The sequence below is a fragment of the Actinacidiphila acidipaludis genome, from assembly GCF_019890725.1.
Lineage (GTDB): Bacteria > Actinomycetota > Actinomycetes > Streptomycetales > Streptomycetaceae > Actinacidiphila > Actinacidiphila acidipaludis.
The window spans coordinates 12,574-36,392 of record NZ_JAINZZ010000033.1 but is presented as its reverse complement, the minus strand read 5'-3'; the positions used below and the strand labels follow the sequence as shown (position 1 = coordinate 36,392).

The window sequence follows — 23,819 nt, the reverse complement described above, 5'->3', positions numbered from 1 at the left end:
GCCTGACCGGTCGATCGATCGACTGACCGACCGACCACAGAACGACCACTGCTTCACCAGCACAGGGTTCCGGCCGGTGCCCGCGACGGCACCGGCCGGTCCCACCCCCCCAGCGAGCGCACCGGGTGGTCGTCGACTGCCTGCCCGGTGCGCTCCACCACGTCCCCGCTGCTCGGAGGGGGTCCGGGGCGCGGGTGCGGGCCGGGCGGTGGCACTCTGGAGGGCATGAGCGCTCCTTCCACTCCCACCCGCCGGGCGCGGGTCCGGGCCCCCGAGCTGGTGGGCAAGGGCGGCTGGCTGAACACCGGCGGCAAGCAGATCACCCTCGCCGACCTGCGGGGATCCATCGTCATCCTGGACTTCTGGACGTTCTGCTGTGTGAACTGCCTGCACGTCCTGGACGAGCTGCGCGAGCTGGAGGAACGGCACAGCGACACCGTCGTGATCGTCGGTGTGCACTCCCCGAAGTTCGTGCACGAGGCCGAGCACCAGTCGGTGGCCGACGCGGTCGAGCGGTACGAGGTGCACCACCCCGTGCTGGACGACCCCGAGCTCGCCACCTGGCGGCAGTACGCGGTGCGCGCATGGCCGACGCTGGTGGTCATCGACCCCGAGGGCTACGTCGTCGCGCAGCACGCCGGCGAGGGCCACGCCCACGCCCTGGAGAAGCTCGTCACCCGCCTGGAGCAGGAGCACGCCGCGAAGGGCACGCTCCGCCGCGGCGACGGCCCCTATGTGCCGCCGGAGCCGGTCGCCACCGACCTGCGCTTCCCCGGCAAGGTGCTGGCGCTGCCCGGCTCGGGGCACTACCTGGTCTCGGACTCCACCCGGCACGCCCTGGTGGAGCTGGCCGCGGACGGCGAGACGGTGATCCGCCGCATCGGCAGCGGCGAGCGCGGACTGACCGACGGGGACGCGGAGACCGCGCGGTTCAGCGAGCCGCAGGGCCTGGCGCTGCTGCCGGACGGCACGGTCGTCGTCGCCGACACCGTCAACCACGCGCTGCGCCGGGTGGACCTGGAGAGCGGCCGGGTCACCACGGTCGCCGGGACCGGCCGCCAGTGGTGGCAGGGCTCCCCGACCTCGGGCGCGGCCCGCGAGGTGTCCCTGTCCTCGCCGTGGGACGTCGCCTGGTTCGAGGACCGGGTGTGGATCGCGATGGCCGGCGTCCACCAGCTGTGGACGTACGACCCGGAGCGCGAGCGGGTGGAGGTCGCGGCGGGCACCACCAACGAGGGCCTGGTCGACGGCCACGCCGGCGACGCCTGGTTCGCGCAGCCCTCCGGGCTCGCCACCGACGGCACGCGGCTGTGGATCGCCGACTCCGAGACGTCGGCGCTGCGCTGGGCCGAGCGGTCGGCCGACGCCGACGACGGCTATGTGATCCGCACGGCCGTGGGCACCGGTCTGTTCGACTTCGGGCACCGCGACGGCCCGGCCGGGCAGGCGCTGCTGCAGCACCCGCTGGGCGTCACCGCGCTGCCGGACGGCTCGGTCGCGGTCAGCGACACCTACAACAACGCGCTGCGCCGCTACGACCCCGCGAGCGGCGAGGTCTCGACGCTGGCGACGGACCTGCGCGAGCCGTCGGACGCGGTCGTGGTCGACGGCGACATCGTGGTCGTGGAGTCCGCGGGGCACCGGCTGACGCGGATGCACCTGCCGGAGGAGGCGGTGCGGGTCGAGGCGGTCGCGCACCGCACGCAGCGGGCGGCGACGGACGTCGCGCCGGGCGCGTTCCGGCTGGACGTGGTGTTCACCGCGCCCGCGGGCCAGAAGCTGGACGAGCGCTACGGCCCGTCGACGCGGCTGCTGGTCAGCGCGACGCCGCCGGAGCTGCTCAAGGAGGGCACCGGCAAGGGCACGGACCTCTTCCGTGACCTGGTGCTGGACCCGGCGGTGCCCGAAGGGGTCCTGCACGTGTCCGCGATGGCCGCGTCGTGCGACGACGACCCGGACAACGAGTACCCGGCCTGCCATGTGCACCAGCAGGACTGGGGTGTTCCGGTACGGCTGGTGGAGGGCGGGGACGCCCGGCTGGGCCTGGTGCTGGCGGGCATGGACGCGCCGCGGCAGTCCGGGGACTGACCGGGCCGGCTTCGGGCCGGGGCGGACCTGGGGGGAGGGCTGACCGGCGCCCGGGAAGGCGCCGGCCGGCCGGCGGTACCGGCGCTGCCGTGGCGTCGCCGGCCGGTCAGTAGCGCTGGTCCGGGTAGTACCGCTCCTCCACGACCGGCGGCACGTCGCCGTCCGGCGTGGGAGGGATCCGCCGCCGCTTGAAGATGCTAACGTACGCGGCGAGTCCGATGACGCCGACGGCCATCATGATCAGGCCGACGAGGTCCAGGTTCACGCCCTTCATGTGCCAGTTGGTGGCGAAGGTGATGATCGCGCCCACCGCGATCAGGATGATGCAGCCTCCGATACCCACAGTGCCCGCCTCCAGAGGTCGAGTTCCTCAGTGGTCCGGTGATTCGCCTGCCCCCGCCCGGGGGATGCATGCCGGGCGGGGCGTCGCCGGGCCGGGCCGGGAACTGCCGGTGTGTCACATGGGAGCGGTGCCGGGGGTGTCGGGGGCGGCCCGGGTTCAGCCCTGCAGGAAGGCGGACAGCGCGCTCGCCAGCAGGTGCGGGTCGTCCGCGCCGCACATCTCGCGCACGGAGTGCATGGACAGGATGGGCACGCCGATGTCGACGGTGCTGATGCCCAGCCGCGCCGAGGTGATCGGGCCGATGGTCGTGCCGCACGGCATCGCGTTGTTGGACACGAAGTGCTGGAACGGCACCCCCGCCCGGTCGCACGCGGCGGCGAAGACGCCGCGGCCGGTGCCGTCGGTGGCGTAGCGCTGGTTGACGTTGGTCTTGAGGATGGGGCCGCCGTTGGCGCGCGGGTGGTGCGTGGGGTCGTGGCGCTCCGCGTAGTTGGGATGCACCGCGTGGCCGACGTCGGAGGAGACGCAGACGGTGGCGGACAGGGCCCGCCGGGCGTCCTCGAAGGTGCCGCCGCGGGCGTGCACCGAGCGCTCCAGGACGTTGCCGAGCAGCGGTCCCTGCGCGCCGGTGTCGGACTCGCTGCCGTTCTCCTCGTGGTCGAAGGCGGCGAGGACCGGGATGTACGGCAGGGCGTCGCCGTCCGCCGCGACCGCGGTCAGGGCGGCCAGGCAGGCGTGCACCGACAGCAGGTTGTCCAGCCGCGGGGAGGCCAGCAGTTCACGGTCGCGGCCGAGGTAGGCGGGCGGCTGCACGTCGTGGGTCATCAGGTCCCAGCCGACGACGTCGCCCGCGTTCAGGTCGGCCTCCGCGGCCAGGAACTCCAGCAGGTCGCCGTCCTCGCTGTCGCCCAGGCCCCACAGCGGCTGCAGGTGCCGCTGCTTGTCGAGCTTGAGGCCGTCGTTGACGCCGCGGTCGAGGTGGATGGCGAGCTGGGCGACGCGCAGCAGCGGGCGGTCCACGTTCACCAGCCGGGTCGAGCCGTCGCGCAGCGTCAGCCGGCCGGCCAGGCCCAGGTCGCGGTCGAGCCAGCTGTTGAGCAGCGGGCCGCCGTAGATCTCCACGGCCACCTGGCGCCAGCCCGCCGAGCCCATGTCGGGGCGCGGCTTGACCCGCAGGTTCGGCGAGTCGGTGTGGGCCCCGATCACCCGGTACGGGGTCTCGGGCCGCGCGCTCTCCGGCACGTACCAGGCGATGATCGCGCCGCCGCGCAGCACGAACATGCCGCCGGACGTGCCGTCCCACCGGTCGGCCTCGTCCAGCCGGCGGAATCCGGCCTTCTCCAGCCGCGCGGCCGCGGTGGCCACCGCGTGGTACGGCGACGGGGCGGCCTGGACGAACGCTGCCAGGTCGTCGGTGTGGGTGCGGTCGAACAGGTGCGGCTGAGGGTTCATGGCCGCCAGCTTAGTTTCGGCCGACGGCGACGGGCCGCCGTCCCCGGAGCGGGGGCGGCGGCCCGGTGTGCGTGGTGGCGGGCAGGCGATGGCGCGGTGAGGCGGTGCCGGCCGCCACGCGGCCCGGAGGGGGCGCCAGAAGCTCTAGAAGGCGGCCTCGTCCAGGTCCATCACGTCGAGGCTGACGGCCTCGGCCAGTGTGCGCTGGATGCCGACGCCCGGCAGGATCTGGGTGGCGAAGAACTTCGCCGCCGCGACCTTGCCCGCGTAGAACGCGGCGTCCTTGCCGGTGGCGCCGGGCAGCTTCTCCGCGGCCACGGCCGCGCCCCGGATCAGCAGGTAGGCCACGACCACGTCACCCGAGGCGAGCAGCAGGCGGGTGGTGTTGAGACCCACCTTGTAGATCGAGCGGACGTCCTGCTCGGTGGCGGCCAGGTCGCCCAGCATGGTGCCGACGATCGCCTCCAGGTCCGCGGCGCCCTTGGCGAGCTGCTCGCGGGCGGCGGCCAGGTCCTCGCCGCCGGCGGCCTCGGCGAGGAACTTCTTGATCTCCTCGCTCAGCGCGGTCAGCGCCTGGCCCTGGTCGCGGACGATCTTCCGGAAGAAGTAGTCCTGGCCCTGGATCGCCGTGGTGCCCTCGTACAGGGTGTCGATCTTGGCGTCCCGGATGTACTGCTCGATCGGGTACTCCTGCAGGTAGCCGGAGCCGCCGAAGGTCTGCAGCGACTGGGCGAGCTGCTCGTAGGACTTCTCCGAGCCGTAGCCCTTGACGATCGGCAGCAGCAGGTCGTTGAGGCCGTTGAGCCGGGTGGTGTCCTCGCCGGCCGCCTCGGCGGCCTGGATCGCGTCCTGGATGGAGGCGGTGTAGAGCACCAGCGCCCGCATGCCCTCGGCGTACGCCTTCTGCGTCATCAGCGAGCGGCGCACGTCGGGGTGGTGGGTGATGGTGACCTTGGGCGCGGTCTTGTCCATGAACTGCGACAGGTCCGTGCCCTGCACGCGCTCCTTGGCGTACTCCAGCGCGTTGAGGTAGCCGGTGGACAGGGTGGCGATCGCCTTGGTGCCGACCATCATGCGGGCGAACTCGATGATCCGGAACATCTGCCGGATGCCGTCGTGCTTCTCGCCGATCAGCCAGCCCTTGGCGGGGTGCTTGTCGCCGAACGTCATCTCGCAGGTGTTGGACGCCTTCAGGCCCATCTTGTGCTCGACGTTGGTGGCGTAGACGCCGTTGCGGGCGCCCAGTTCACCGGTCTCGAAGTCGAACTCGTACTTGGGGACCATGAACAGCGACAGGCCCTTGGTGCCGGGGCCCGCGCCCTCGGGGCGGGCCAGCACGTAGTGGATGATGTTCTCGGCCATGTCGTGCTCGCCCGAGGTGATGAAGCGCTTGACGCCCTCGATGTGCCAGGTGCCGTCCTCCTGCTTCACCGCCTTGGTGCGGCCAGCGCCGACGTCCGAGCCGGCGTCCGGCTCGGTGAGCACCATGGTGGAGCCCCACTGCTTGTCGACGGCCAGCGCGGCGATCTTCTTCTGCTCCTCGGTGCCCTCGTCGAAGAGGATCCCGGCGAAGGCCGGGCCGGAGGAGTACATCCATATCGCGGGGTTGGCGCCCAGCACGAGCTCGGCGTAGGACCAGATCAGGGAGCGCGGCGCGGTGGTGCCGCCGATCTCCTCGGGCAGGCCCAGCCGCCAGTACTCGGCGTCCATGAACGCCTGGTAGCTCTTCTTGAAGGTGTCCGGCACCGGCGCGGTGTTGGTGTCCGGGTCGAAGACCGGCGGGTTCCGGTCGGCGTCGGCGAACGAGTCGGCGAGCTCGTTCTCGGCCAGGCGGGCCAGCTCACCGAGGATGTCCTTCGCGGTCTCCACGTCCATCTCCGCGAACGGACCCGTGCCGTAGAGCTGGTCGCGGCCGAGCACCTCGAAGAGGTTGAACTCGATGTCGCGGAGGTTCGACTTGTAGTGGCCCATGACGACGGCTCCGTATCGCTGCTGCTGTCACAACTGTCGGAAAGTGATCGTGACGTGAAGACGAGTGGCTGTACCGAAATGATGCTACCCGTGAGTAATAAGACGCAACCCCTTCGGCCCGGATGTGACCGGACCCTCGCCCGGCGGGCGATCCCGTGACGAAGACCGCCGCCCCTGCCCGGCCGGCCGGCGGGCTTCGTTACGCTAGGGGCCGTGTACGGCTACGAGCAGAGCGTGAACCCCGGGCCCGGCGGAGCGGCCCCGGGTCCCTCGTCCATGGCCGGATCGATGGGCGGGCCCATGGGCGGCGGATACCAGGACCCGGCACCCGCCTATCCCGAGCCGTCCCCGCCGTCGCTGGCCGACGCGGTGCGGGCCTTCACCACCGGGTCGACGTCCGCCGAGGACTTCCAGGCGGTCTTCGCCACGTCCAAGGTGTACTGCCCGCGCGGCGAGAACCCGGGCTTCCTGGCGCTGCACGACACCCAGCAGCCGGTCATCCCGATGTTCACCTCGCTCAAGGAGCTGCGCCGCTACGCCGGTAAGGAGTCCAAGTACTTCGTGATCACCGGCGCCGAGGTGCTGGACCTGCTGCCGACCGGCTACGGCTTCGTGCTCGACATCGACGGGCAGCACCGGATGGTCTTCGACGCCAAGGCCGTCGAGCAGATGGTCGACTTCACCATGCGCCGGATGTACGGCTGACCCGACCGTGGCCGACGGTCGGTGTGTCCTGCCGTCTCCGTGTCGTCTTCGTGCCGTTCCAGCAGCCCTCTCCGTCCCCTGATCGGGTGAGGGAATGACTACGCCTTGCGAGATGTTCAGAGTTCAACTAAATTGATTCCTGACACCGCCGCAAGGAGGCACCCCACATGCCCGCCGTGACCGTTGAGAACCCGCTGGCCCTGCCGCGGGTGACCGCAGACCCCGAGGCTGCTCCGCGCCCGGCGCTCGCCGTGTCCACCGCGCCCAGCGGTTTCGAAGGGGAGGGATTCCCCGTCCGTCGTGCCTTCGCGGGCATCGACTACCGGCACCTCGACCCGTTCATCATGATGGACCAGATGGGCGAGGTGGAGTACGCGCCCGGAGAGCCCAAGGGCACGCCCTGGCACCCGCACCGCGGCTTCGAGACCGTCACCTACATCATGGACGGCACCTTCATCCACCAGGACAGCCACGGTGGCGGCGGCACCATCACCAACGGCGACACCCAGTGGATGACTGCCGGGTCCGGGCTGCTGCACATCGAGACCCCGCCGGAGTCGCTCGTGATGAGCGGCGGGCTCTTCCACGGTCTGCAGCTGTGGGTGAACCTGCCGAAGTCCGACAAGATGATGCCGCCGAAGTACCAGGACATCCGCGCCGGCGGGCTGAAGCTGCTCACCTCGGCGGACGGCGGCTCGCTGATCCGGCTGATCGCCGGCGACCTCGGCGGTCACCAGGGCCCCGGCTCGACCCACACCCCGATCACGATGATCCACGTCTCGGTCAACCCCGGGGCGCAGGTCACCCTCCCCTGGCGGGCCGACTTCAACGCGCTGGCCTACGGTCTCGCCGGCCGCGGCTTCGCCGGCCCGCAGAACCGTCCGTTCCGGATGGGCCAGGCCGTGGTGTTCGGCAAGGGCGAGTCGCTGACCATCCGCGCGGACGAGTCGCAGGACTCCAACACGCCGAACTTCGAGGTGGTCCTGCTCGGCGGGCGTCCCATCCGCGAGCCGATGATGCAGTACGGCCCGTTCGTGATGAACTCCCACGCCGAACTGGCCCAGGCCTTCGACGACTTCAAGGCCGGCCGGCTCGGCACCGTCCCGGCGGACTCGCCCTACGGCCACTGACGGCCGTCGGCGCCACGTCACCGGCAGCCCTCAACCGACGCTTCCACAGCGCCGGTTGAGGGCTGCCGTCAGCTCTGCTCACGGTGAGCCCGGCCCCGGGGCGCCGGGCACAGGCAGAACGGGTGCCCGGCCGGGTCGGTGAGCACGCGCGAACCGCTCAGGTCCTCCTGGTCCGGGCAGAGGGTGGCCCCCAGGGCCAGGGCCCGGTCCTGCGCGGCGTCGAGGTCGTCGGCGCGCAGGTGCAGATGGGCCTGCATCGACGACGCCGGGTCGGGCCAGAGCGGCGGCCGGTGGCCGGGGGCGCGCTGGAACGACAGATGGAAGTCGGTGTCCGCGTCCGGGCCGAGGGAGTACCAGTCGGGCGAGGCGTGGACGACCGGCCAGCCGGTGAGCGCGCTGTAGAACGCGGCCAGCGCCGCCGGGTCACGGCACTCCAGCGCGAAGCCGCTCAGCCGGGTGAGCCCGGTGGGTTCCGGCGTCCCGCCGGCGGTCTCTCGTGCCACGACGGCAGCCTCTCACCTCGGGGACAGCAGGGTGCGCACTCCGGTGACGAACGGCTCGGGGTCGTGCAGCCCCATGACGCTGCGCTGCAGCAGATAGCCCTGGATCAGGCCGATCACCGCCTGCGCGCACGCGTCCGGGTCGGCGTCCGGGGGCAGTTCGCCGCGCTCCCGGTAGCGGCGCATCAGGTCGGCCACCAGGCCCAGCAGGGTCACGAAGCCGGCCTGGACGCGCTTGCGCAGCTCGGGGGCGCGCATGGACTCCGCCCAGATCTGCATCAGCACGTCCTGGGTCTCGCGGTCGACCATGGGCGTGATGCCCGCGCCGGCGACCCCGGCGAGCAGGTCGGGCAGCGGCGGCAGCGGCTCCTGCGCGAAAAACGCGGCCAGATCGTCGGCGGCCTGGTCCACGGCCTCCTCGGCGATGGCGTTGATCAGCTCGTCCTTGCCGGAGAAGTAGCGGTAGAAGGCGCCGGCGGACAGGTTCATCTCGCGCAGCAGGTCCTGCATGGACGTGGCGTGGAAGCCGTTGGCCGCGAAGCAGCGCCGCCCGGCCGCGAGGATCTGCCGGCGGCGGGCGTCACTGTGTTCCTGGGAGACACGGGGCACGGGCTCAAACTAAAGCGAACGTTCCTTCTTGACAACGTCCTCCGGTCGGAGCACGCTGAGGTGGACAGAAAAACGAATGTTCATTCTTTTAGGAGATCCTATGGCGAGGCCGACGACAGCGCGCACCGCCCTGCTGATCGTCGGGCTGCCGGTGCTCGCGGCCTTCCTGCTGTGGGCCTTCGCGTGGCCGGCCGCCCGGATCGCCCCGCACGACCTGCCGCTGGGGGTGGCCGGCCAGGACCAGGCGGTCAGCCAGGTGGAGCAGGGTCTCGCCGCCCACTCGGGCGCGGGCGCCTTCGCGTTCCACTGGTACGCCGACGCCGGGGCGGCCAGGACCGGGATCGAGCACCGGGAGGTCTACGGGGCGGTGGTGGCCGGTCCGCACGGCCTCCAGGTGCTCACCGCCTCGGCCGCCTCCCCCACGGTCGCCACCATGCTCCAGAAGGTGGCGGCGCAGGCGCCCGGCGGCCACGCCACGGTGACCGACGTCGTCGCCCTGCCGTCCGCCGACCCGCACGGCGCCGCCTTCTCGTCGTCCGTCCTGCCGATCGTGGTGGTGGGCCTGGCGCTGGGAGTCCTCGGCCGCCTCGCCATCCGGACCTTGGGGCACCGGCTGGTGACGATCCTGACCACCGCGGCCGCCGTGGGGGTCATCGCGGCGGCCGTCGGGAACAGCTGGCTGGGCGTGCTCCACGGCGGGTTCGCCGCGGACGGCGGGGTGGTCGCGCTGATGGTCCTGGCGGTCTCCGCGACCGTGTGCGGCATGGGGTCCGTGCTGGGCCACAAGGGCATGGGCCTGTCCGCGCTGGTGGTGATGATGCTCGGCAACGCCTGGTCCGGGGTGAGCTCCGCCCACGAACTGCTGCCCGGCGCCGTGGCCGCGCCCGGCGCGCTGCTGCCGCCCGGCGCGGGGGCGGACGCCCTGCGGGACACCGCGTTCTTCCACGGGCACGCGGCCGGCGGGCCGCTGGTGACCCTGGCCGTCTGGGCGGCGTGCGGGCTCGGGCTCGTGGTGCTCGGCGGCCACCTGGCCCGCCGCCGGCAGCCGGCGCACGCGGCCTCCGCCACGGGTGCGATGCCGATTCTGGTGCCGGACCCCGTCGAGGCCGCGCACCGGTAGAAGACCGTCCACCGGTCACGGCCCCCCACGGGGTGCGGCCGACCGCCGGTGGAGGACGGGTCGCAGGGTCACGCGGAGGACCCGACGGCCTGCGGGCCCCGCGGCAAGGGACGGCGGCGGGCCCGCACAACACGCGACGGGCCGTCGGCCGCGGGAAGTCCACGCGGCCGGACGGCCCGTCCGTGTCACGCCCTCCGGATCAGCCGGATCAGCCGGTGCAGCCGGCGACCGCGGGGGAGCAGTTGTCGGGGGTGTTGCCGACCACCCGCGACGAGCGCAGCGCCAGGGAGACGCCGGTGTTGGAGATCCCGCCGCCGTTCGCCGCGCTGTTGCCGCTGATGGTGGTCGCGGTCACGGTGGCCGTGCCGTGGCTGTCGCCGGGCACGCCGTTGGCCAGGCCGCCGCCGTCCCCGGTCGCGGTGTTGCGGTTGATGGCGCTCGCCTGGACGGTCAGCGTGCCGATGTTGGCGATGCCGCCGCCCGCGCGGCCCGCGCTGTTGCCGGTGACCTGGGAGGCCCACACCGTCAGAGTGCCGTCGTTGACCAGGCCGCCGCCGTTCACCGCGGCCGTGTTGTTCGTGACGGTGCTCGCCTGGACCAGCGCCGTGGAGCCGTGGAACACGCTGATGCCGCCGCCGAAGTTGGCCAGGTTGCCGCGGATCGTCGAGGCCAGGACCGTCAGCGAGCCGCTGCCGTCGACGACGATGGCGCCGCCTGCGCCCTGCTGGAACGAGGCGCCCGTGGCGTCGCCGCCGCTGAGGGTGGCCGCCCGCACGGTGAGGTCGCCGCCGTTGACGGTGAGCACGCGGGACGTCCCGGTCTGCTGGAGCGTGTCGCCGTTGCCGTTGAGGACGATCGTCGAGGTGATCGCGGGCAGCTCGCCGCTCAGCGTGTAGACGCAGTTGGGGGCCAGGTTCAGCATGTCGCTGCCGGGGGTCGAGTTCGCGGTGTCGATGGCGGCCGCCAGGGCCGCCTGCGAGCACCCCACGGGCAGGTTCGCGGCGGAGGCGGGGGTGGCCAGCGCGGCGGAGGCCAGCGTGACGGCGGCGGCTATCGAGATCCCGCCCAGGGACCGGACGAGGGACGTGCGCTTGAACATCTCACTCCTTGTGAAGTCGCGCCCGCCGGACGCGCCTGGCCGCGCGAGAGGGCCTGGCGGCGGCGGGGTGGTCGGGCAGGAGGTTCCCGCCCGGCCGTGGGAACTCGCAGTTCGGAGCGTGTTTTACGTCGGGTGGTCGTGAGTGGCACACCTGGTGGCCGAACCCGGGATGCCGCCCGGAGCGGGCTCTGGATGAGTGATCGGGAGTGCCGCCTGAGGGAATGTGACCGGGGGGAACGGGCCGAGGGGACGAGCGCCGGCCGCGAGCGGGGGGCACGCGGGAGGTCAGGCCTCGCCGGCCGGGTCCGGAGGCTCCGTCGGGTCCGCCGGATCGTCCGGGTCCGCCAGCGGCGGGCGGGCCTCCTGGAGCTCGAACCAGATGCACTTGCCCTCGCCGCGGGGGTCGACGCCCCAGGAGTCGGCGAGTTGCTCCATGAGCAGCAGGCCGCGGCCGGAGGAGGCCATCTCGCCGGGCGAGCGGCGGTGCGGCATGTCGTCGGAGCGGTCGCCGACCTCCACCCGCAGGTGGCGGGTGCCGGGCATGCCGGTGATTTGCGCGGTCAGTGTGGCGTCCTCGTCGGTGTGCACCAGCACGTTGGTCATCATCTCGGAGACCAGCAGCACCGCCGACTCCTGCTGGTCGGTGGAGCTCCAGTCGTGCAGCATCGCGCGGATGTCGTGGCGGGCCGAGCGGATCAGGGCCGGGTCGTTCTGCCGGACGGTCAGCACGGTGCGCCGCACCGGGACCGCGCACGTGGGCCCGTCGGGGTCACGGCGCAGCAGGACCAGCGCGATGTCGTCCTCGCGGCGGTCGGCCAGCGGCCCGGTGGTGTGGTGGGACTGCGGGCCGTGCACCGCCCCCACCAGGGCGTCGGCGAGCTGCTCCAGCTTGTCCGCCGGTCCGGCCTCCAGCACCTCGCTCAGCCGCTGCCAGCCGGTCTCCAGGTCGTGGCCGCCGGTCTCGATCAGGCCGTCGGTGCAGAGCAGCAGGACCTCGCCGGGTTCCAGCAGCAGCCGGGTCGTGGGGTAGTCGGTGTCCGGCGCGACGCCCAGGGGGAGCCCTCCGGCGGTGCGGCGCAGGATGGTGGTGCCGTCGGCCAGCCGGATCGCCGGCTCGGGATGTCCCGCGCGCGCGACGTCCAGGGTGCCGGTCGCGGGGTCGACCTCCAGGTAGAGGCAGGTGGCGAACCGGACCTCGTCCCAGGCCGCCTGGTCGCCGAGACCGGCCAGGAAGCGGGAGGTCCGGGAGAGCACCGCGTCCGGGCGGTGGCCCTCGGCGGCGTAGGCGCGCAGCGCGATCCGCAGCTGGCCCATGATCCCCGCGGCCCGCACGTCGTGGCCCTGGACGTCGCCGATGACGATCGCGGTCCGGCCGGACGGCAGGTCGATCACGTCGTACCAGTCGCCGCCGACCTGCAGGCCGCCGCCGGTCGGCACATAGCGGGCGCACACCGCCATGCCGTCGATCTCCGGCTCGCGCGCCGGCAGCATGGTGCGCTGCAGGCCGTCGGACAGGGCGCGCTCCGACTCCTGCACATGGGCGCGGGACAGCGCCTGGGCCAGCATCCTGGCCACGGTGGTGAGCACCGACCGCTCGTCGGGGGTGAAGTCGACGGGCTCGCGGAATGCCGCCATCCAGGCGCCGATCGTGGACCCGGCGACCACCAGCGGCAGGTAGGCCCAGGAGGTGCGGCCGTACGGCTTGACCAGCGGCCAGCTGTAGGGGAAGCGCTCGGCGTAGGCCTCGGGCGACCGCACGTACACCGCCTGGCCGGTGCGCACGACCACCGCGGCCGGGTAGTCGGCGGTGAGCGCGACGTTGAGCAGGCCGGTGTCCAGCACCTCCTGGCCGTGGTGGCCGATGAGCGCGAGCCGGTCGCCGTCCACGCCGAAGACGGCGTGGCCGTCGGGGGAGAAGCCGGGCATGGACAGGGTGGCGGCGACCCGCAGCACCTCGGCGGTGGAGTCGGCCTCGGCCAGTGCCCGGCCGGCGTCCAGCAGGAACGCCTCGCGGGACCGGCGCCAGTCCCCGGCGGGCCGCGCACCGCCGTGGGCGCGGTGGCGCACCTCGTGCACGGTGCCGCTGAGCAGCGGGCCCTGGGGGCGCAGCCGGGTGCGGACCGTGCGGTGCACGGTGCCGTCCTCGCCGACCACGCGCAGCAGCGTCTCGGCCACCGTGCCCTCGGCGGTGGCCAGCGAGACCGCGCCGGCCAGCGAGACGTAGTCGGCGGGATGCAGGCAGGCGCGCACCTCGGACGAACGGTGCGTGGCGGGCCCGCCGGAGAGCCCGAGGAGCCGGGCCGCGCGCCCGTCGACCGTGACCGTGCCGGTGGATTCGTCCCACTGCCAGAGGCCGTGGCCCACGGCGGCGAGGACGTCCTCGGTGCGCATTCGCCCAGTTTATGGGGATAGCGCAGAAATGAGCGAACCTATGCGGATGCGGGAGCGGGGTGCCCCGCCGGTAGGCTGTGCGGGTTCCCCCTCTATCGCGACGACCTGACGACTTGGACGAACGATGCACCGGTACCGGTCCCACACCTGCGGAGAGCTGCGCGCCACCGACGTCGACACCGACGTCCGCCTGTCCGGCTGGCTGCACAATCGCCGTGACCTGGGCGGCATCCTCTTCGTCGATCTGCGGGACCACTACGGGGTGACCCAGCTCGTGGTCCACCCCGGCTCGCCCGTGTACGACCAGCTCTCCGGGCAGTCCAAGGAGTCCGTGCTGCGGGTGGACGGCCGGGTGGTCGCCCGTTCCGCGGAGAACGTCAACCCGGAGCTGCCGACCGGCGAGATCGAGGTCGAGGTCTCCACGGTGGAGGTGCTCGGCGCCGCCGACCAGCTCCCGTTCCCGGTCTTCCCGGAGGACAACGCCAACGAGGAGATGCGGCTCACCAACCGCTTCCTGGACCTGCGCCGCCAGCGCATGCACCGCAACATCATGCTGCGCACCCAGGTGATCTCGTTCCTGCGCCGCGAGATGACCGCGCTCGGCTTCAACGAGATGGCCACCCCGATCCTGTCGGCGACCTCCCCCGAGGGCGCCCGCGACTTCCTGGTGCCCTCCCGGGTGCACGCCGGCAAGTTCTACGCGCTGCCGCAGGCACCGCAGCAGTTCAAGCAGCTGCTGATGATCTCCGGCTTCGACCGGTACTTCCAGATCGCGCCCTGCTTCCGCGACGAGGACTCCCGCGCCGACCGCTCGCCCGGCGAGTTCTACCAGCTCGACGTCGAGATGAGCTTCGTCGAGCAGGAGGACGTCTTCGGCGTCATCGAGAAGGTGATGACCGACCTGTTCACCGAGCTCGGCGGCGGCCGCACGGTCACCTCGCCGTTCCCGCGCATCCCGTTCCGCGAGTCGATGGTCAAGTACGGCAACGACAAGCCGGACCTGCGCACCTCGCTGGAACTGGTCGACGTCTCCTCGGTGTTCGCCGACTCGCAGTTCAAGGCGTTCGCCGGCAAGCACGTGCGCGCGCTGGCCGTCCACGACACCGCCGACCAGCCGCGGAAGTTCTTCGACTCGCTCGGCGAGTACGCGGTCTCGCTCGGCGCGCAGGGCCTGGCGTGGGTCCGGGTCGGCGACGGCAACGCGCTGACCGGTCCGATCGCGAAGTTCCTCACCGAGCAGGACGTGGCCGCGCTGCTGGGCGCCGTCGGCGCCAAGCCCGGCACCGCGATCTTCTTCGGCGCGGGCGAGTTCGACGAGGTCTCCAAGATCATGGGCCCGGTCCGGGTCGAGGCCGCCAAGCGGGCCGGCCAGTTCGACGAGGACGTCTTCCGGTTCTGCTGGATCGTGGACTTCCCGATGTTCGAGCGGAACGAGGACACCGGGCAGATCGAGTTCTCCCACAACCCGTTCTCGATGCCGCAGGGCGGCCTGGAGGCGCTGGAGAACCAGGACCCGCTGGACATCCTGGCCTGGCAGTACGACATCGTCTGCAACGGCATCGAGCTGTCCTCCGGTGCGATCAGGAACCACGAACCGGCCGTGATGTACAAGGCGTTCGAGATCGCCGGGTACGACCGGGCCACGGTCGAGGCCGAGTTCGGCGGCATGCTGCGCGCGTTCCACTTCGGCGCCCCGCCGCACGGTGGCATCGCCCCGGGCGTGGACCGCATGGTCATGCTGCTGGCCGACGAGCCCAACATCCGCGAGACCATCGCGTTCCCGCTCAACCAGAACGCGCAGGACCTGCTCATGGGCGCCCCCTCGGAGGTCACCGAGGCGCGTCTGCGCGAGCTGCACATCCAGCTCCGCAAGCAGCAGAAGTCCTGACCCCGGCACGCTGAAAGGGGGCACCTCCGGCGGAGGTGCCCCCTTTCGTGTTGCCGTGCGAAGAGATTTTCGGGGTAGTTCGGGAGAGAGGGCAACGCGGACGGGGGTCCAGACAGTTCAACGGGTGTGGAGAGGACGCACGGTGAGCGCACCCGGGTTCGAGGAGTTCGTGGCTGCCCGCGGCCCCAGGCTGCTGCGGGTCGCCTGGCTGCTCACGGGCGACGCCCACCTCGCGGAGGATCTGCTGCAGACCGTCCTGGCGCGGGTGTGGCCCACGTGGCACCGGATCGCGGACGAGAACCCGGAGGCGTACGTGCGCAAGGCCCTCGTGCACACGCACGCCTCGTGGTGGCGCCGCCGCTGGCGGGGCGAAGTCCCGCACGGCGACCTGCCGGACCGGGCGGCGACGGACGACCCGTTCGCCGAGGTCGACCTGGGCCAGGCCCTCGGCCAGGCGATCCGAGCCCTGCCGGTGCGTCAGCGCTCGGTCGTGGTGCTGCGCTACTTCGAGGACCTGAGCGTCACCGAGACCGCGGCGGTGCTGGGGTGTTCGGAGGGCACGGTCAAGAGCCAGGCGGCGAAGGCGCTGCGCACGCTGCGGGGCCGGCTGCCGGGTGGGACGGATCTCGTGGGGGCCGCGGGCGGTCCCGCGCCCGGCGTGCCGCGGCCGGCGGGTGCCGCGCATCCGGCGTCCGTCGCGCATGTCGCGCATGCCGCGCAGATCGCCGACGTCGTCGGCGCGGAGTGCGGTGAGGGCCGTGGCTGAGTCCGAGACCGAAGAGCGGGAACTGCGCGCCCTGCTGGAGCGCGCCGTGCCCCAACTGTCCGCGCCCGCCCAGCGCCTGGAGTGCGTCCGGACCCGCATCCGGCGGCGTCGGCGCCGCCGCGCGGCCGGCCTGTCCGGGGCGGCGGTGCTCGCCGTCGTCCTGGCGGGACTGCTGGTGCCCGGCACCGGCGGCTCGGCCGGTGTCCCGGCGCCGGGCGTCCGCAGCCCCGCGCTCGCGCTCCCGGCGTCCGCCGGCCCGTCCTCCGCCGGCCCGTCCTCCGCGTCGACGTCCTCGCCGGACGCGCCGTCCGGCGCCACATCCCCCCCGACGCCGACGAGCACCGAGGACGCCGCCCGCGACGACGGGGGCGTCCTGGAACGGCACTTCACCAAGCTCGGCGGCCTGCTCCTGCGGGTGCCGGGCAGTTGGTCGGTGCTCGCGCCCGGCGGCTCGACCTCCGTCTGGATCTCCTCCCAGGCGCTCGCCCTGCCGGCGGGCGGCTGCGACAAGGCCCTGGACGGCTTCTGCACGCCCCTGCAGCGGACCCTCGCACAGGGGGGTCTGCTCCTGCAGCTCAGCTTCGAGGACAGCCCGGCCATGGCCGCCAAGGCCCGGCTGCGCGGACAGCAGATCGGCGACGAGGACCTGTTCACGGCCTGCCGGTCGGTGGGCGGGACCGAGCAGTTGGGCACCCAGATCACCGACCCCTCCGGCTCGGCCGTCCTCGTCATCGCCACCGCGTGCCTGGCGCACCCTCGGCCTGCGCAGGAGGCGCAGGTCCGCGACGTCCTGACGACAGCAGACTTCACCTGAAAGGCAAGTCAACCGTGCACACCGCACCCCGCCGTGCCGTCACCGGCGCGGCCCTCGCCGCTGCCGCCCTGCTGCTCGCCGCGTGTTCCCCGTCCGCGGACGGCGCCAGACCCTCGCACGTCGACGACGTGGCACCGCTGGACTCCGTCAAGACCCAGGCGGGCCGCGCGGGACGGGACGCCCCCGTCCCGCAGCCCGCCGCGCTGCCCGGCGTGGGACCGCGGACGCTGGCGCAGATCCCGGGCGACGCCGACCAGGTCGTGCTCGTCACCGGCGCCGGCCGCGACGCCACCACGGACCGGGTCACCCTCTTCCGCCGCGACCCGGCGGCCGGCTGGGTCGCCGCCGGGCCGGCCTGGGCCGCCCACAACGCCGACCACGGCTGGACCGACGAGCACCACACCGGGGACCTGCGCAGCCCGATCGGGGTCTACAGCCTCACCGACGCGGGCGGGCGGCTGCCCGACCCGGGCACCCGGCTGACCTACGACCACGCGCCGATCGGCTTCACCCCGCAGGGCACCGGCGTGCACGGCCAGTCCCTCAAGGGCGCCTTCGACTACGTGATCGCCATCAACTACAACCGCAGGACCGGCACGTCGCCGCGCGACTGGACCCGGCCGATGGGTGAGTCGCGGGGCGGCGGCATCTGGCTGCACGTGGACCACGGCGGCCCGACCGAGGGCTGTGTGAGCCTGCCGGCCACGGCCATGCGCACGCTGCTGCGCACCCTGGACCCCGCGCGGCACCCCGTCGTGGTGATGGGCGACGCCGCGTCCCTGGCGCGCTGACGCCGCGGTCCGTCGGCCGGCCGGGCCGCCGCGCTCGGCGGCGGCCCCGGGCCGCTGGTGGCAGGTGACGTGTGCGGCTCAGGCGGCCTGGTCCGGGTCGCCGCCGAAGCGCTCGACGTAGGAGGCCAGGTCCTCGTCGGTGATCTTCGCGAAGAGCACCGGCGGGACGGTGAACGGCGTGCCGGCCGGCACCGACGCCAGCGCGCGGGCCTCCTCGGCGCCGACCCACGGGGCGTCGTCGGACGGCAGCGTGAAGGCGCCGCGCATGGCCTTCGCCGAGCCGGGGATGAACGGTTCGGAGATGATCGCGTACAGGTGGATCAGGTTCATCGCGGTGCGCAGGGTGAGCGCCGCGCCCTCGGGGTCGGTCTTGATCTCCATCCAGGGGGCCTTCTCCTCCAGGTAGGAGTTGCCCGCGCTCCACAGGGCGCGCAGCGCCTGCGCGCCCTTGCGGAACTGGAGGGTGTCCATGTGGGACTCGTACTCGGCCAGCAGCGCGGCGATCTGCTCGCCGAGCTTGGCCTCGGCCTCACCGGCCGCGGCGCCGGCCGGCACCTCGTCGCCGAAGCGCTTGCGGGAGAAGGACAGCACGCGGTTGACGAAGTTGCCGAGGGTGTCGGCGAGGTCCTTGTTCACCGAGGAGGCGAACAGCTCCCAGGTGAAGGACGTGTCGTCGGACTCGGGCGCGTTGGCCATCAGGAAGTAGCGCCAGTAGTCGGCGGGCAGCAGTTCCAGGGCGGCGTCGGTGAAGATGCCGCGGCGCTGGGAGGTGGAGAACTTCCCGCCGTAGTAGTTGAGCCAGTTGAACGCCTTGACGTAGTCGACGCGCTTCCACGGCTCGCGGGTGCCGAGCTGGGTGGCGGGGAACATCACGGTGTGGAAGGGGACGTTGTCCTTGGCCATGAACTGGGTGTAACGCACCGCGTTCTCACCGCTGTCCGCCTCGTACCACCAGGAGTTCCAGTCGCGGGTCTCGCCGTCGCCCGCCGCGTCCGCCCACTCCTTGGTGGAACCGATGTACTCGATGGGAGCGTCGAACCAGACGTAGAAGACCTTGCCCTCGGCGGCCAGTTCGGGCCAGGTGTCGGCGGGGACGGGGACGCCCCAATCGAGGTCGCGGGTGATGGCGCGGTCCTTGAGCCCCTCGGTGAGCCACTTGCGGGCGATCGACGAGGCCAGGGTCGGCCAGTCCGCGCTGTTGGCGTCGATCCACGCCTCGACCTCGCCCGCCAGCTTCGACTGCAGGAGGAACAGGTGCTTGGTCTCCCTGACTTCCAGTGCGGTGCTGCCGCTGATCGCCGAACGCGGTTCGATCAGGTCGGTCGGGTCGAGCACCCGGGTGCAGTTCTCGCACTGGTCCCCGCGCGCCTTGTCGTAGCCGCAGTGCGGGCAGGTGCCGACGATGTAGCGGTCGGGCAGGAAGCGCTCGTCGGCCAGCGAGTAGACCTGGCGGATCGCCCGCTCCTCGATGAAGCCGTTGGCGTGCAGGCGCCGGGCGAAGTGCTGGGTGACGTCCCGGTTCTCCGCGGAGGAACTCCGGCCGAAGTGGTCGAAGGACAGCTCGAAACCGTCGTAGATCGCTTTCTGGGCGTCATGGGCCTGGGCGCAGAACACGTCGACCGGCAGTCCGGCCTCCTTGGCGGCCAGTTCCGCGGGCGTTCCGTGCTCGTCGGTGGCGCAGATGTAGAGCACGTCATGGCCGCGCTGACGCAGGTAACGGGCATAGACGTCCGCCGGGAGCATGGACCCCACCATGTTGCCCAGGTGCTTGATCCCGTTGATATAGGGCAGGGCTGAAGTGATGAGGTGACGAGCCATTGCAGGCTGCTCCCAATTCGTTGCGCGGAGTGAAGAATTCATCTACGGACCGTCAATATCGTATCCGACCGCACGAGCGCACCCGCCGGGTTTTGGCGCCCATGGCCGGGCGCTGAGGCCGGGCCTGCAGATCACGGGGAGTGACTGCACGTGCACATGCACGTGCAGATGCACGTGCTCACTCTACGAGTTATCATCTCCGGTACCAGACAAGGCACTTATGGGGAGTGGCTATGCGCCGGACGCACAATGGAATGTCGGCGGAAGACCTTACGGGGGTCGTCTGGCAGAAGAGCCGTCACAGTAATGCCAATGGAACATGCGTGGAGTTCGCGGCACTGCCCGGCGGTGAAGTAGCGGTGCGCAATTCGCGCTTTCCGGACGGCCCCGCGCTCATATACACGCAGGCCGAGATCGAGTCGATGATCATCGGCGTCAAAGCGGGAGAGTTCGACCACCTCGCCGGGCGCTGAGCGGTATTACCGGATCGCCCGCGCCCGGCGGTCTCAGTGCGGGCCGGGCGTGAGGAACAGCGCCCAGACCACCTTCCCCGCTCCACTGAGCGGGTGCCAGCCCCAGTTCTCGCTGAACGACTCGACCAGGTGCAGTCCGCGGCCGGTCTCGGCGACGAAGTCGGGGTCCTTGGTGACGGGCGCGATCGCGCTGGGGTCGCGCACCGCGCACACCACACGCGAGGTCCAGCGGACCAGGCTCAGGCCCACGGGCGCACCCGGCGCGCCCACGGGCACGGCGTAGCGCAGGGCGTTGGTCACCAGCTCGGAGGCGACGAGTTCGACGGAGTCGCGCAGCGCGCCGAGATCCCAGCGCTGAAGGGTCGCCCGGGTGAAGCGGCGCGCGTCGCGCACCGACTCCAGGGCGGCGGGCAGCTCACAGGTGGCGCCGTTGGCCGCGGCGAGCCGCTCCGGTGCGAGCACTGCCTGCCATAACGGTTCCAGCACAGCTGTTGCCTCTGCCCTCATGCGAGCCCCCGAGGTATCTGCACGTCCACCATGCTCAGGGATCAGTGCCCCGCGTTGCAAGAGCGTCTGCACGTGCATCTGCAAGGAATTGATGCACGTGACGATGGAGAGTGACCGAATGGGTACTGCGCGCAGTCCGTTAGTGGCAGACTGCTGATGAACCAAGGGCGGAGCGTGACCTATGAGCGCAGGGCAGCCGGGAGGCGGGTCCATCGTGCGGCGAATGCTGCTCGGCGCGCAGCTGCGGCGGCTGCGCGACTCCCGCGGCATCTCGCGGGAGGACGCGGGCTATTCGATCCGTGCCTCCGAGTCGAAGATCAGCCGCATGGAGCTGGGCAGGGTCTCGTTCAAGGAACGGGACGTGGCCGATCTGCTGACCCTCTACGGGGTCACCGAGGAGCCCGAGCGGCAGGCGCTGCTCGGACTCGTCCGGGAGGCCAACGCGGCCGGCTGGTGGCACGGGTACGGCGAGGTGATGCCGACGTGGTTCCAGACGTACGTGGGCCTGGAGGAGTCGGCCGCCCTCATCCGTACCTTCGAGGTGCAGTTCGTGCACGGTCTTCTGCAGACCGAGGACTACATAAGGTCGGTGATCCGGCTCGGTCACCCCGAGGGAGCCGAGCCCTGGGTGGAGAGGCGAGTCGGACTGCGTCTGGAGCGGCAGAAGCTGCTCGTCTCCGAGCGGGCGCCGCACTTCGTCGCGGTGATGGACGAGGGCGCGCTGCGCCGGCCCTTCGGCGGCCCGGGTCTGATGCGCGACCAGGTGCGGCACATCCTGGAGGCCGCGGAGGCGCCCAACGTCGACGTGCGCATCCTGCCGTTCGCGACCGGCGGCCATCCGGCGGGCGGCGGCGCGTTCACGCTGCTGAGCTTCCCGGAGTCCGACCTGCCGGACCTGGTGTACCTGGAGCAGCTGACCGGGGCGCTGTACATCGACAAGCACGACGAGGTCGTGGAGTACACCAAGGCCATGGACGCCCTGGACCGGATGGCCCTCAGCCCCGCCGAGTCCCAGGACTGGCTGCACGCGTTCCAGCGGGAGCTGTGACGGGAGCATCTGTCCCGGAACCGGTGCCGAACGGGACCGAAGGCGATATTCACCCCACGGGGTGAATATCGCCCCCTGATCCTCCGGGCGGCCTCCCGTGTGGCACTGCCCGTCCCCTACGGTTACTGCAGGTCACGCAAGGGGCCGACGGTACGAGGGGGACGTGCGGTGCACCACCACGGGGAGCAGCCGGGCGAGGACGCCCGCCGGCCGGACGAGAGTCTTCCGCCGCCCACGCCGTACGCCCGTTCGTACCGCGTACACGGGATCACCGTCGTGCAGCTGCTCGGGGAGATCGACCTGGGCGCGGCCGAGCACGTCGACCGGCATCTGGCCGCGGCCGCGCTGTCCCCGGCGCCGTTGCTGGTCGTCCTCGACCTGTGCGCCGCGGAGTTCATCGACTGCTTCGGTCTCTCGCTGCTGCTGCGCGGCCGGCGCCGGGTGCTGGACCGCGGCGGCCGGGTGCGGATGGCCTGCGACCGAGCGGCGACCCGGAAACTGCTGGCGATGACCGGACTCGACGGGGTATTCCACCCTTTCCGCACCCTGGACGAGGCTTTGGCGCACGAACCGCCCGAGAGCTGAACTCCGGCCCAACGGCCGCCAAAACGTAAATGCCGGAAAGAGGGCCGTCCGCGTCACACATCTCACATTTTCCGGAGCGGGGAATTCCAGCAGGTACGGTGGCTGGCCGGACCGCGGGCCCGTGCCCGGAAGAGTGTGACCCGAGTCATACATTGACCCGGCTTTCCAGTGATAGACGTTGGGGCTTCGCCAAGTGTGCGCAAGCCACCGGACCGAAGGTGTGGGAATGGGCGTTCGTGGCCTGAAGCGCAAGCGGAGCCGCAAGCGCTGGATCATCGGGATCTCGGTGGCCCTGGTGGTACTCGTGGTGGGTGCGGGCGGCGCGATCTACCTCAAACTGAACGCCAACATCTCCACCTTCGACTCCGCGGGGCTGAGCAAGAACCGCCCGGCGGCGGCGCAGGCCGACGCCAACGGCAACAAGCCGGTGAACGTGCTGCTGATCGGCTCCGACACGCGGTCCGGCGAGAACGGCAAGCTCGGCGGCTCCGGCTCGGGTGCCATCGGGCGCTCGGACACCACGATCCTGTTGCACGTCTACCCCGACCACAAGCACGCGGTGGGCATATCCATACCCCGCGACTCGCTGGTCGACGTACCGCCGTGCCTGCTGCCGGACGGCAAGTGGTCGCCGGACCAGCCCCAGGCGATGTTCAACTCCGCGTTCTCCATGGGCAACACGGCCAAGGGCAACCCCGCCTGCACCCAGAACACCATCGAGAAGCTCTCGGGCCTGCGGGTGGACCACACCATGGTGGTCGACTTCGCCGGGTTCGCGGCGATGACCTCCGCCGTCAACGGCGTCGAGGTCTGCGTGCCGAACAACCTGTACCAGGGGGACATGAACCCCAACCTCGGCCACAAGGGCAAGCTCGTGCTCCCGGCCGGGATGCAGAAGCTCTCCGGCCAGAAGGCCCTGGACTACGTCCGGGTCCGGCACGGCGTGGGCGACAACTCCGACGTGGGCCGCATGATGCGGCAGCAGGCGTTCCTGTCCGCGCTGATCGCCAAGATCAAGGGCGAGGGCATGAACCCGACGACGCTGCTGCCGCTCGCCGACGCGGCCACCAAGTCGCTCACCGTCGACCCGGGCCTGGGCAGCGCCGCCAAGCTGATGTCCTTCGGGATGTCGCTGAAGAGCGTGGACCTGAAGAACATCCAGTTCATCACCGCGCCGTGGAAGTACGCCGGCTCGCGCATCGACCTGGTCCACCCCGACGTCGACGACCTGTTCGCGGAGCTGCGGGCCGACCGCACGCTGGACGGCGTCAACGCCTCCGGCAAGGTCGCGCCGAAGCCGGCTCCGGCGCCGACCGTCGACGGCACCGGGATCTCGGTGAACGTCTTCAACGGCACGACCACCGACGGCCTCGGCTCCAAGGCGTCCGACAAGATCAAGGCCGACCACTTCACGGTGACCGGCGTCAGCACCGCGCACTCCCAGGACCACGCGACGACCCGCGTCGAGTACGGATCGGCGCAGGCCACCGAGGCGCAGTCGCTGGCCAAGCTCTTCCCCGGCGCGCAGCTCGTGCCGCTGAACATCACCGGCATCAACCTCGTGGTCGGCCAGGACTACGCGAAGGTCGCCGACGCGACGCCGAAGGCCCTCCCGAAGAGCGTCACCCAGCAGGCCCGCAGCGCGGACGCCAGCCCGTGCTCGAAGCTCTCCTACGGGTGACGGTTCGGGGTCGGGTTGTCCCGGGCCGCCCGGGCACGTC

Annotated in this window: 22 protein-coding genes; 12 read left to right on the top strand and 10 right to left on the bottom strand. The window is 71.8% G+C overall.

Going from position 1 to position 23,819, the window contains the following annotated elements; translation table 11 throughout:
* Positions 1-53: 53 nt before the first annotated feature.
* Positions 54-227 (bottom strand): hypothetical protein, encoded by a 174-nt coding sequence (locus K7862_RS23450; protein WP_222965722.1) that lies wholly within the window; start codon positions 225-227, stop codon positions 54-56.
* On the opposite strand from K7862_RS23450, the gene K7862_RS23445 reads away from it, so the two are divergent.
* A complete protein-coding gene (locus tag K7862_RS23445) occupies positions 226-2,088 on the top strand; it encodes an NHL domain-containing thioredoxin family protein (protein ID WP_222965720.1) in 1,863 nt (620 codons plus the stop codon). The two genes, K7862_RS23450 and K7862_RS23445, sit on opposite strands and share 2 nt — an antisense overlap.
* A 106-nt stretch (positions 2,089-2,194) precedes the next feature.
* On the opposite strand, the gene K7862_RS23440 is transcribed toward K7862_RS23445, so the two are convergent.
* From K7862_RS23440 to K7862_RS23430, 3 genes are all read right to left on the bottom strand, one after another.
* Positions 2,195-2,431 (bottom strand): DUF6458 family protein, encoded by a 237-nt coding sequence (locus K7862_RS23440; protein WP_222965718.1) that lies wholly within the window; start codon positions 2,429-2,431, stop codon positions 2,195-2,197.
* A 156-nt stretch (positions 2,432-2,587) separates the two neighbouring features.
* A complete protein-coding gene (locus K7862_RS23435; RefSeq protein ID WP_222965716.1) occupies positions 2,588-3,883 on the bottom strand; it encodes a M18 family aminopeptidase in 1,296 nt (431 codons plus the stop codon).
* A gap of 144 nt (positions 3,884-4,027) precedes the next feature.
* On the bottom strand, positions 4,028-5,854 hold the full coding sequence (locus tag K7862_RS23430) for an acyl-CoA dehydrogenase (protein ID WP_222965714.1): 1,827 nt from the start codon (positions 5,852-5,854) through the stop codon (positions 4,028-4,030).
* A gap of 213 nt (positions 5,855-6,067) precedes the next feature.
* Between K7862_RS23430 and K7862_RS23425 the strand changes: the two genes are divergently transcribed.
* Positions 6,068-6,559 (top strand): SseB family protein, encoded by a 492-nt coding sequence (locus K7862_RS23425; RefSeq protein ID WP_372461639.1) that lies wholly within the window; start codon positions 6,068-6,070, stop codon positions 6,557-6,559.
* A gap of 167 nt (positions 6,560-6,726) precedes the next feature.
* Complete coding sequence (locus K7862_RS23420; RefSeq protein ID WP_222965712.1) at positions 6,727-7,689, top strand: pirin family protein; 963 nt, start codon at positions 6,727-6,729, stop codon at positions 7,687-7,689.
* 68 nt (positions 7,690-7,757) lie between these two features.
* Here K7862_RS23420 and K7862_RS23415 read toward each other — a convergent pair whose 3' ends face one another.
* Both K7862_RS23415 and K7862_RS38300 read right to left on the bottom strand, forming a co-directional pair.
* Complete coding sequence (locus K7862_RS23415; protein WP_308012135.1) at positions 7,758-8,192, bottom strand: VOC family protein; 435 nt, start codon at positions 8,190-8,192, stop codon at positions 7,758-7,760.
* A gap of 12 nt (positions 8,193-8,204) precedes the next feature.
* Positions 8,205-8,798, bottom strand: coding sequence for a TetR/AcrR family transcriptional regulator (locus K7862_RS38300; protein ID WP_222965710.1), 594 nt, complete (start codon positions 8,796-8,798; stop codon positions 8,205-8,207).
* A gap of 100 nt (positions 8,799-8,898) precedes the next feature.
* Between K7862_RS38300 and K7862_RS23405 the strand changes: the two genes are divergently transcribed.
* Positions 8,899-9,918: an ABC transporter permease gene (locus K7862_RS23405; protein ID WP_222965708.1), complete on the top strand. Its 1,020-nt coding sequence runs from the start codon at positions 8,899-8,901 to the stop codon at positions 9,916-9,918.
* 208 nt (positions 9,919-10,126) lie between these two features.
* On the opposite strand, the gene K7862_RS23400 is transcribed toward K7862_RS23405, so the two are convergent.
* Both K7862_RS23400 and K7862_RS23395 read right to left on the bottom strand, forming a co-directional pair.
* A complete protein-coding gene (locus K7862_RS23400; RefSeq protein ID WP_222965706.1) occupies positions 10,127-11,017 on the bottom strand; it encodes a hypothetical protein in 891 nt (296 codons plus the stop codon).
* Positions 11,018-11,302: 285 nt separating this feature from the next.
* Positions 11,303-13,408 (bottom strand): ATP-binding SpoIIE family protein phosphatase, encoded by a 2,106-nt coding sequence (locus tag K7862_RS23395; protein WP_222965704.1) that lies wholly within the window; start codon positions 13,406-13,408, stop codon positions 11,303-11,305.
* A 124-nt stretch (positions 13,409-13,532) separates the two neighbouring features.
* Between K7862_RS23395 and aspS the strand changes: the two genes are divergently transcribed.
* From aspS to K7862_RS23375, 4 genes are all read left to right on the top strand, one after another.
* Positions 13,533-15,296 (top strand): aspartate--tRNA ligase, encoded by a 1,764-nt coding sequence (aspS, locus tag K7862_RS23390; RefSeq protein WP_222965702.1) that lies wholly within the window; start codon positions 13,533-13,535, stop codon positions 15,294-15,296.
* A 124-nt stretch (positions 15,297-15,420) separates the two neighbouring features.
* Positions 15,421-16,062, top strand: a complete 642-nt coding sequence (locus K7862_RS23385) for a SigE family RNA polymerase sigma factor (protein WP_222965700.1) — start codon at positions 15,421-15,423, stop codon at positions 16,060-16,062.
* Complete coding sequence (locus tag K7862_RS23380) at positions 16,055-16,876, top strand: hypothetical protein (protein WP_222965698.1); 822 nt, start codon at positions 16,055-16,057, stop codon at positions 16,874-16,876. The genes K7862_RS23385 and K7862_RS23380 overlap by 8 nt, the downstream gene beginning before the upstream one ends.
* 14 nt (positions 16,877-16,890) lie before the next feature.
* Positions 16,891-17,667, top strand: a complete 777-nt coding sequence (locus K7862_RS23375) for a L,D-transpeptidase family protein (RefSeq protein WP_222965696.1) — start codon at positions 16,891-16,893, stop codon at positions 17,665-17,667.
* Between the two features lie 78 nt (positions 17,668-17,745).
* On the opposite strand, the gene metG is transcribed toward K7862_RS23375, so the two are convergent.
* Positions 17,746-19,485, bottom strand: coding sequence for a methionine--tRNA ligase (metG, locus tag K7862_RS23370; protein WP_222965694.1), 1,740 nt, complete (start codon positions 19,483-19,485; stop codon positions 17,746-17,748).
* A gap of 233 nt (positions 19,486-19,718) precedes the next feature.
* On the opposite strand from metG, the gene K7862_RS23365 reads away from it, so the two are divergent.
* Entirely contained in the window at positions 19,719-19,958 is a 240-nt protein-coding gene (locus K7862_RS23365; RefSeq protein ID WP_222965691.1) for a DUF397 domain-containing protein, read from the top strand.
* Between the two features lie 33 nt (positions 19,959-19,991).
* On the opposite strand, the gene K7862_RS23360 is transcribed toward K7862_RS23365, so the two are convergent.
* On the bottom strand, positions 19,992-20,444 hold the full coding sequence (locus tag K7862_RS23360; protein ID WP_308012134.1) for an ATP-binding protein: 453 nt from the start codon (positions 20,442-20,444) through the stop codon (positions 19,992-19,994).
* 202 nt (positions 20,445-20,646) lie between these two features.
* On the opposite strand from K7862_RS23360, the gene K7862_RS23355 reads away from it, so the two are divergent.
* The 3 genes from K7862_RS23355 to K7862_RS23345 all read left to right on the top strand — a co-directional run bounded on the left by K7862_RS23355 (position 20,647) and on the right by K7862_RS23345 (position 23,779).
* Positions 20,647-21,513 carry a Sco1979 family transcriptional regulator gene (locus K7862_RS23355; RefSeq protein ID WP_222965687.1) on the top strand — a complete coding sequence of 289 codons (867 nt, stop codon included), beginning with the start codon at positions 20,647-20,649 and terminating at the stop codon, positions 21,511-21,513.
* A gap of 168 nt (positions 21,514-21,681) precedes the next feature.
* Positions 21,682-22,098 carry an anti-sigma factor antagonist gene (locus K7862_RS23350; RefSeq protein WP_222965685.1) on the top strand — a complete coding sequence of 139 codons (417 nt, stop codon included), beginning with the start codon at positions 21,682-21,684 and terminating at the stop codon, positions 22,096-22,098.
* Positions 22,099-22,324: 226 nt separating this feature from the next.
* Positions 22,325-23,779, top strand: a complete 1,455-nt coding sequence (locus tag K7862_RS23345) for an LCP family protein (protein ID WP_222965683.1) — start codon at positions 22,325-22,327, stop codon at positions 23,777-23,779.
* Positions 23,780-23,819 lie beyond the last annotated feature (40 nt).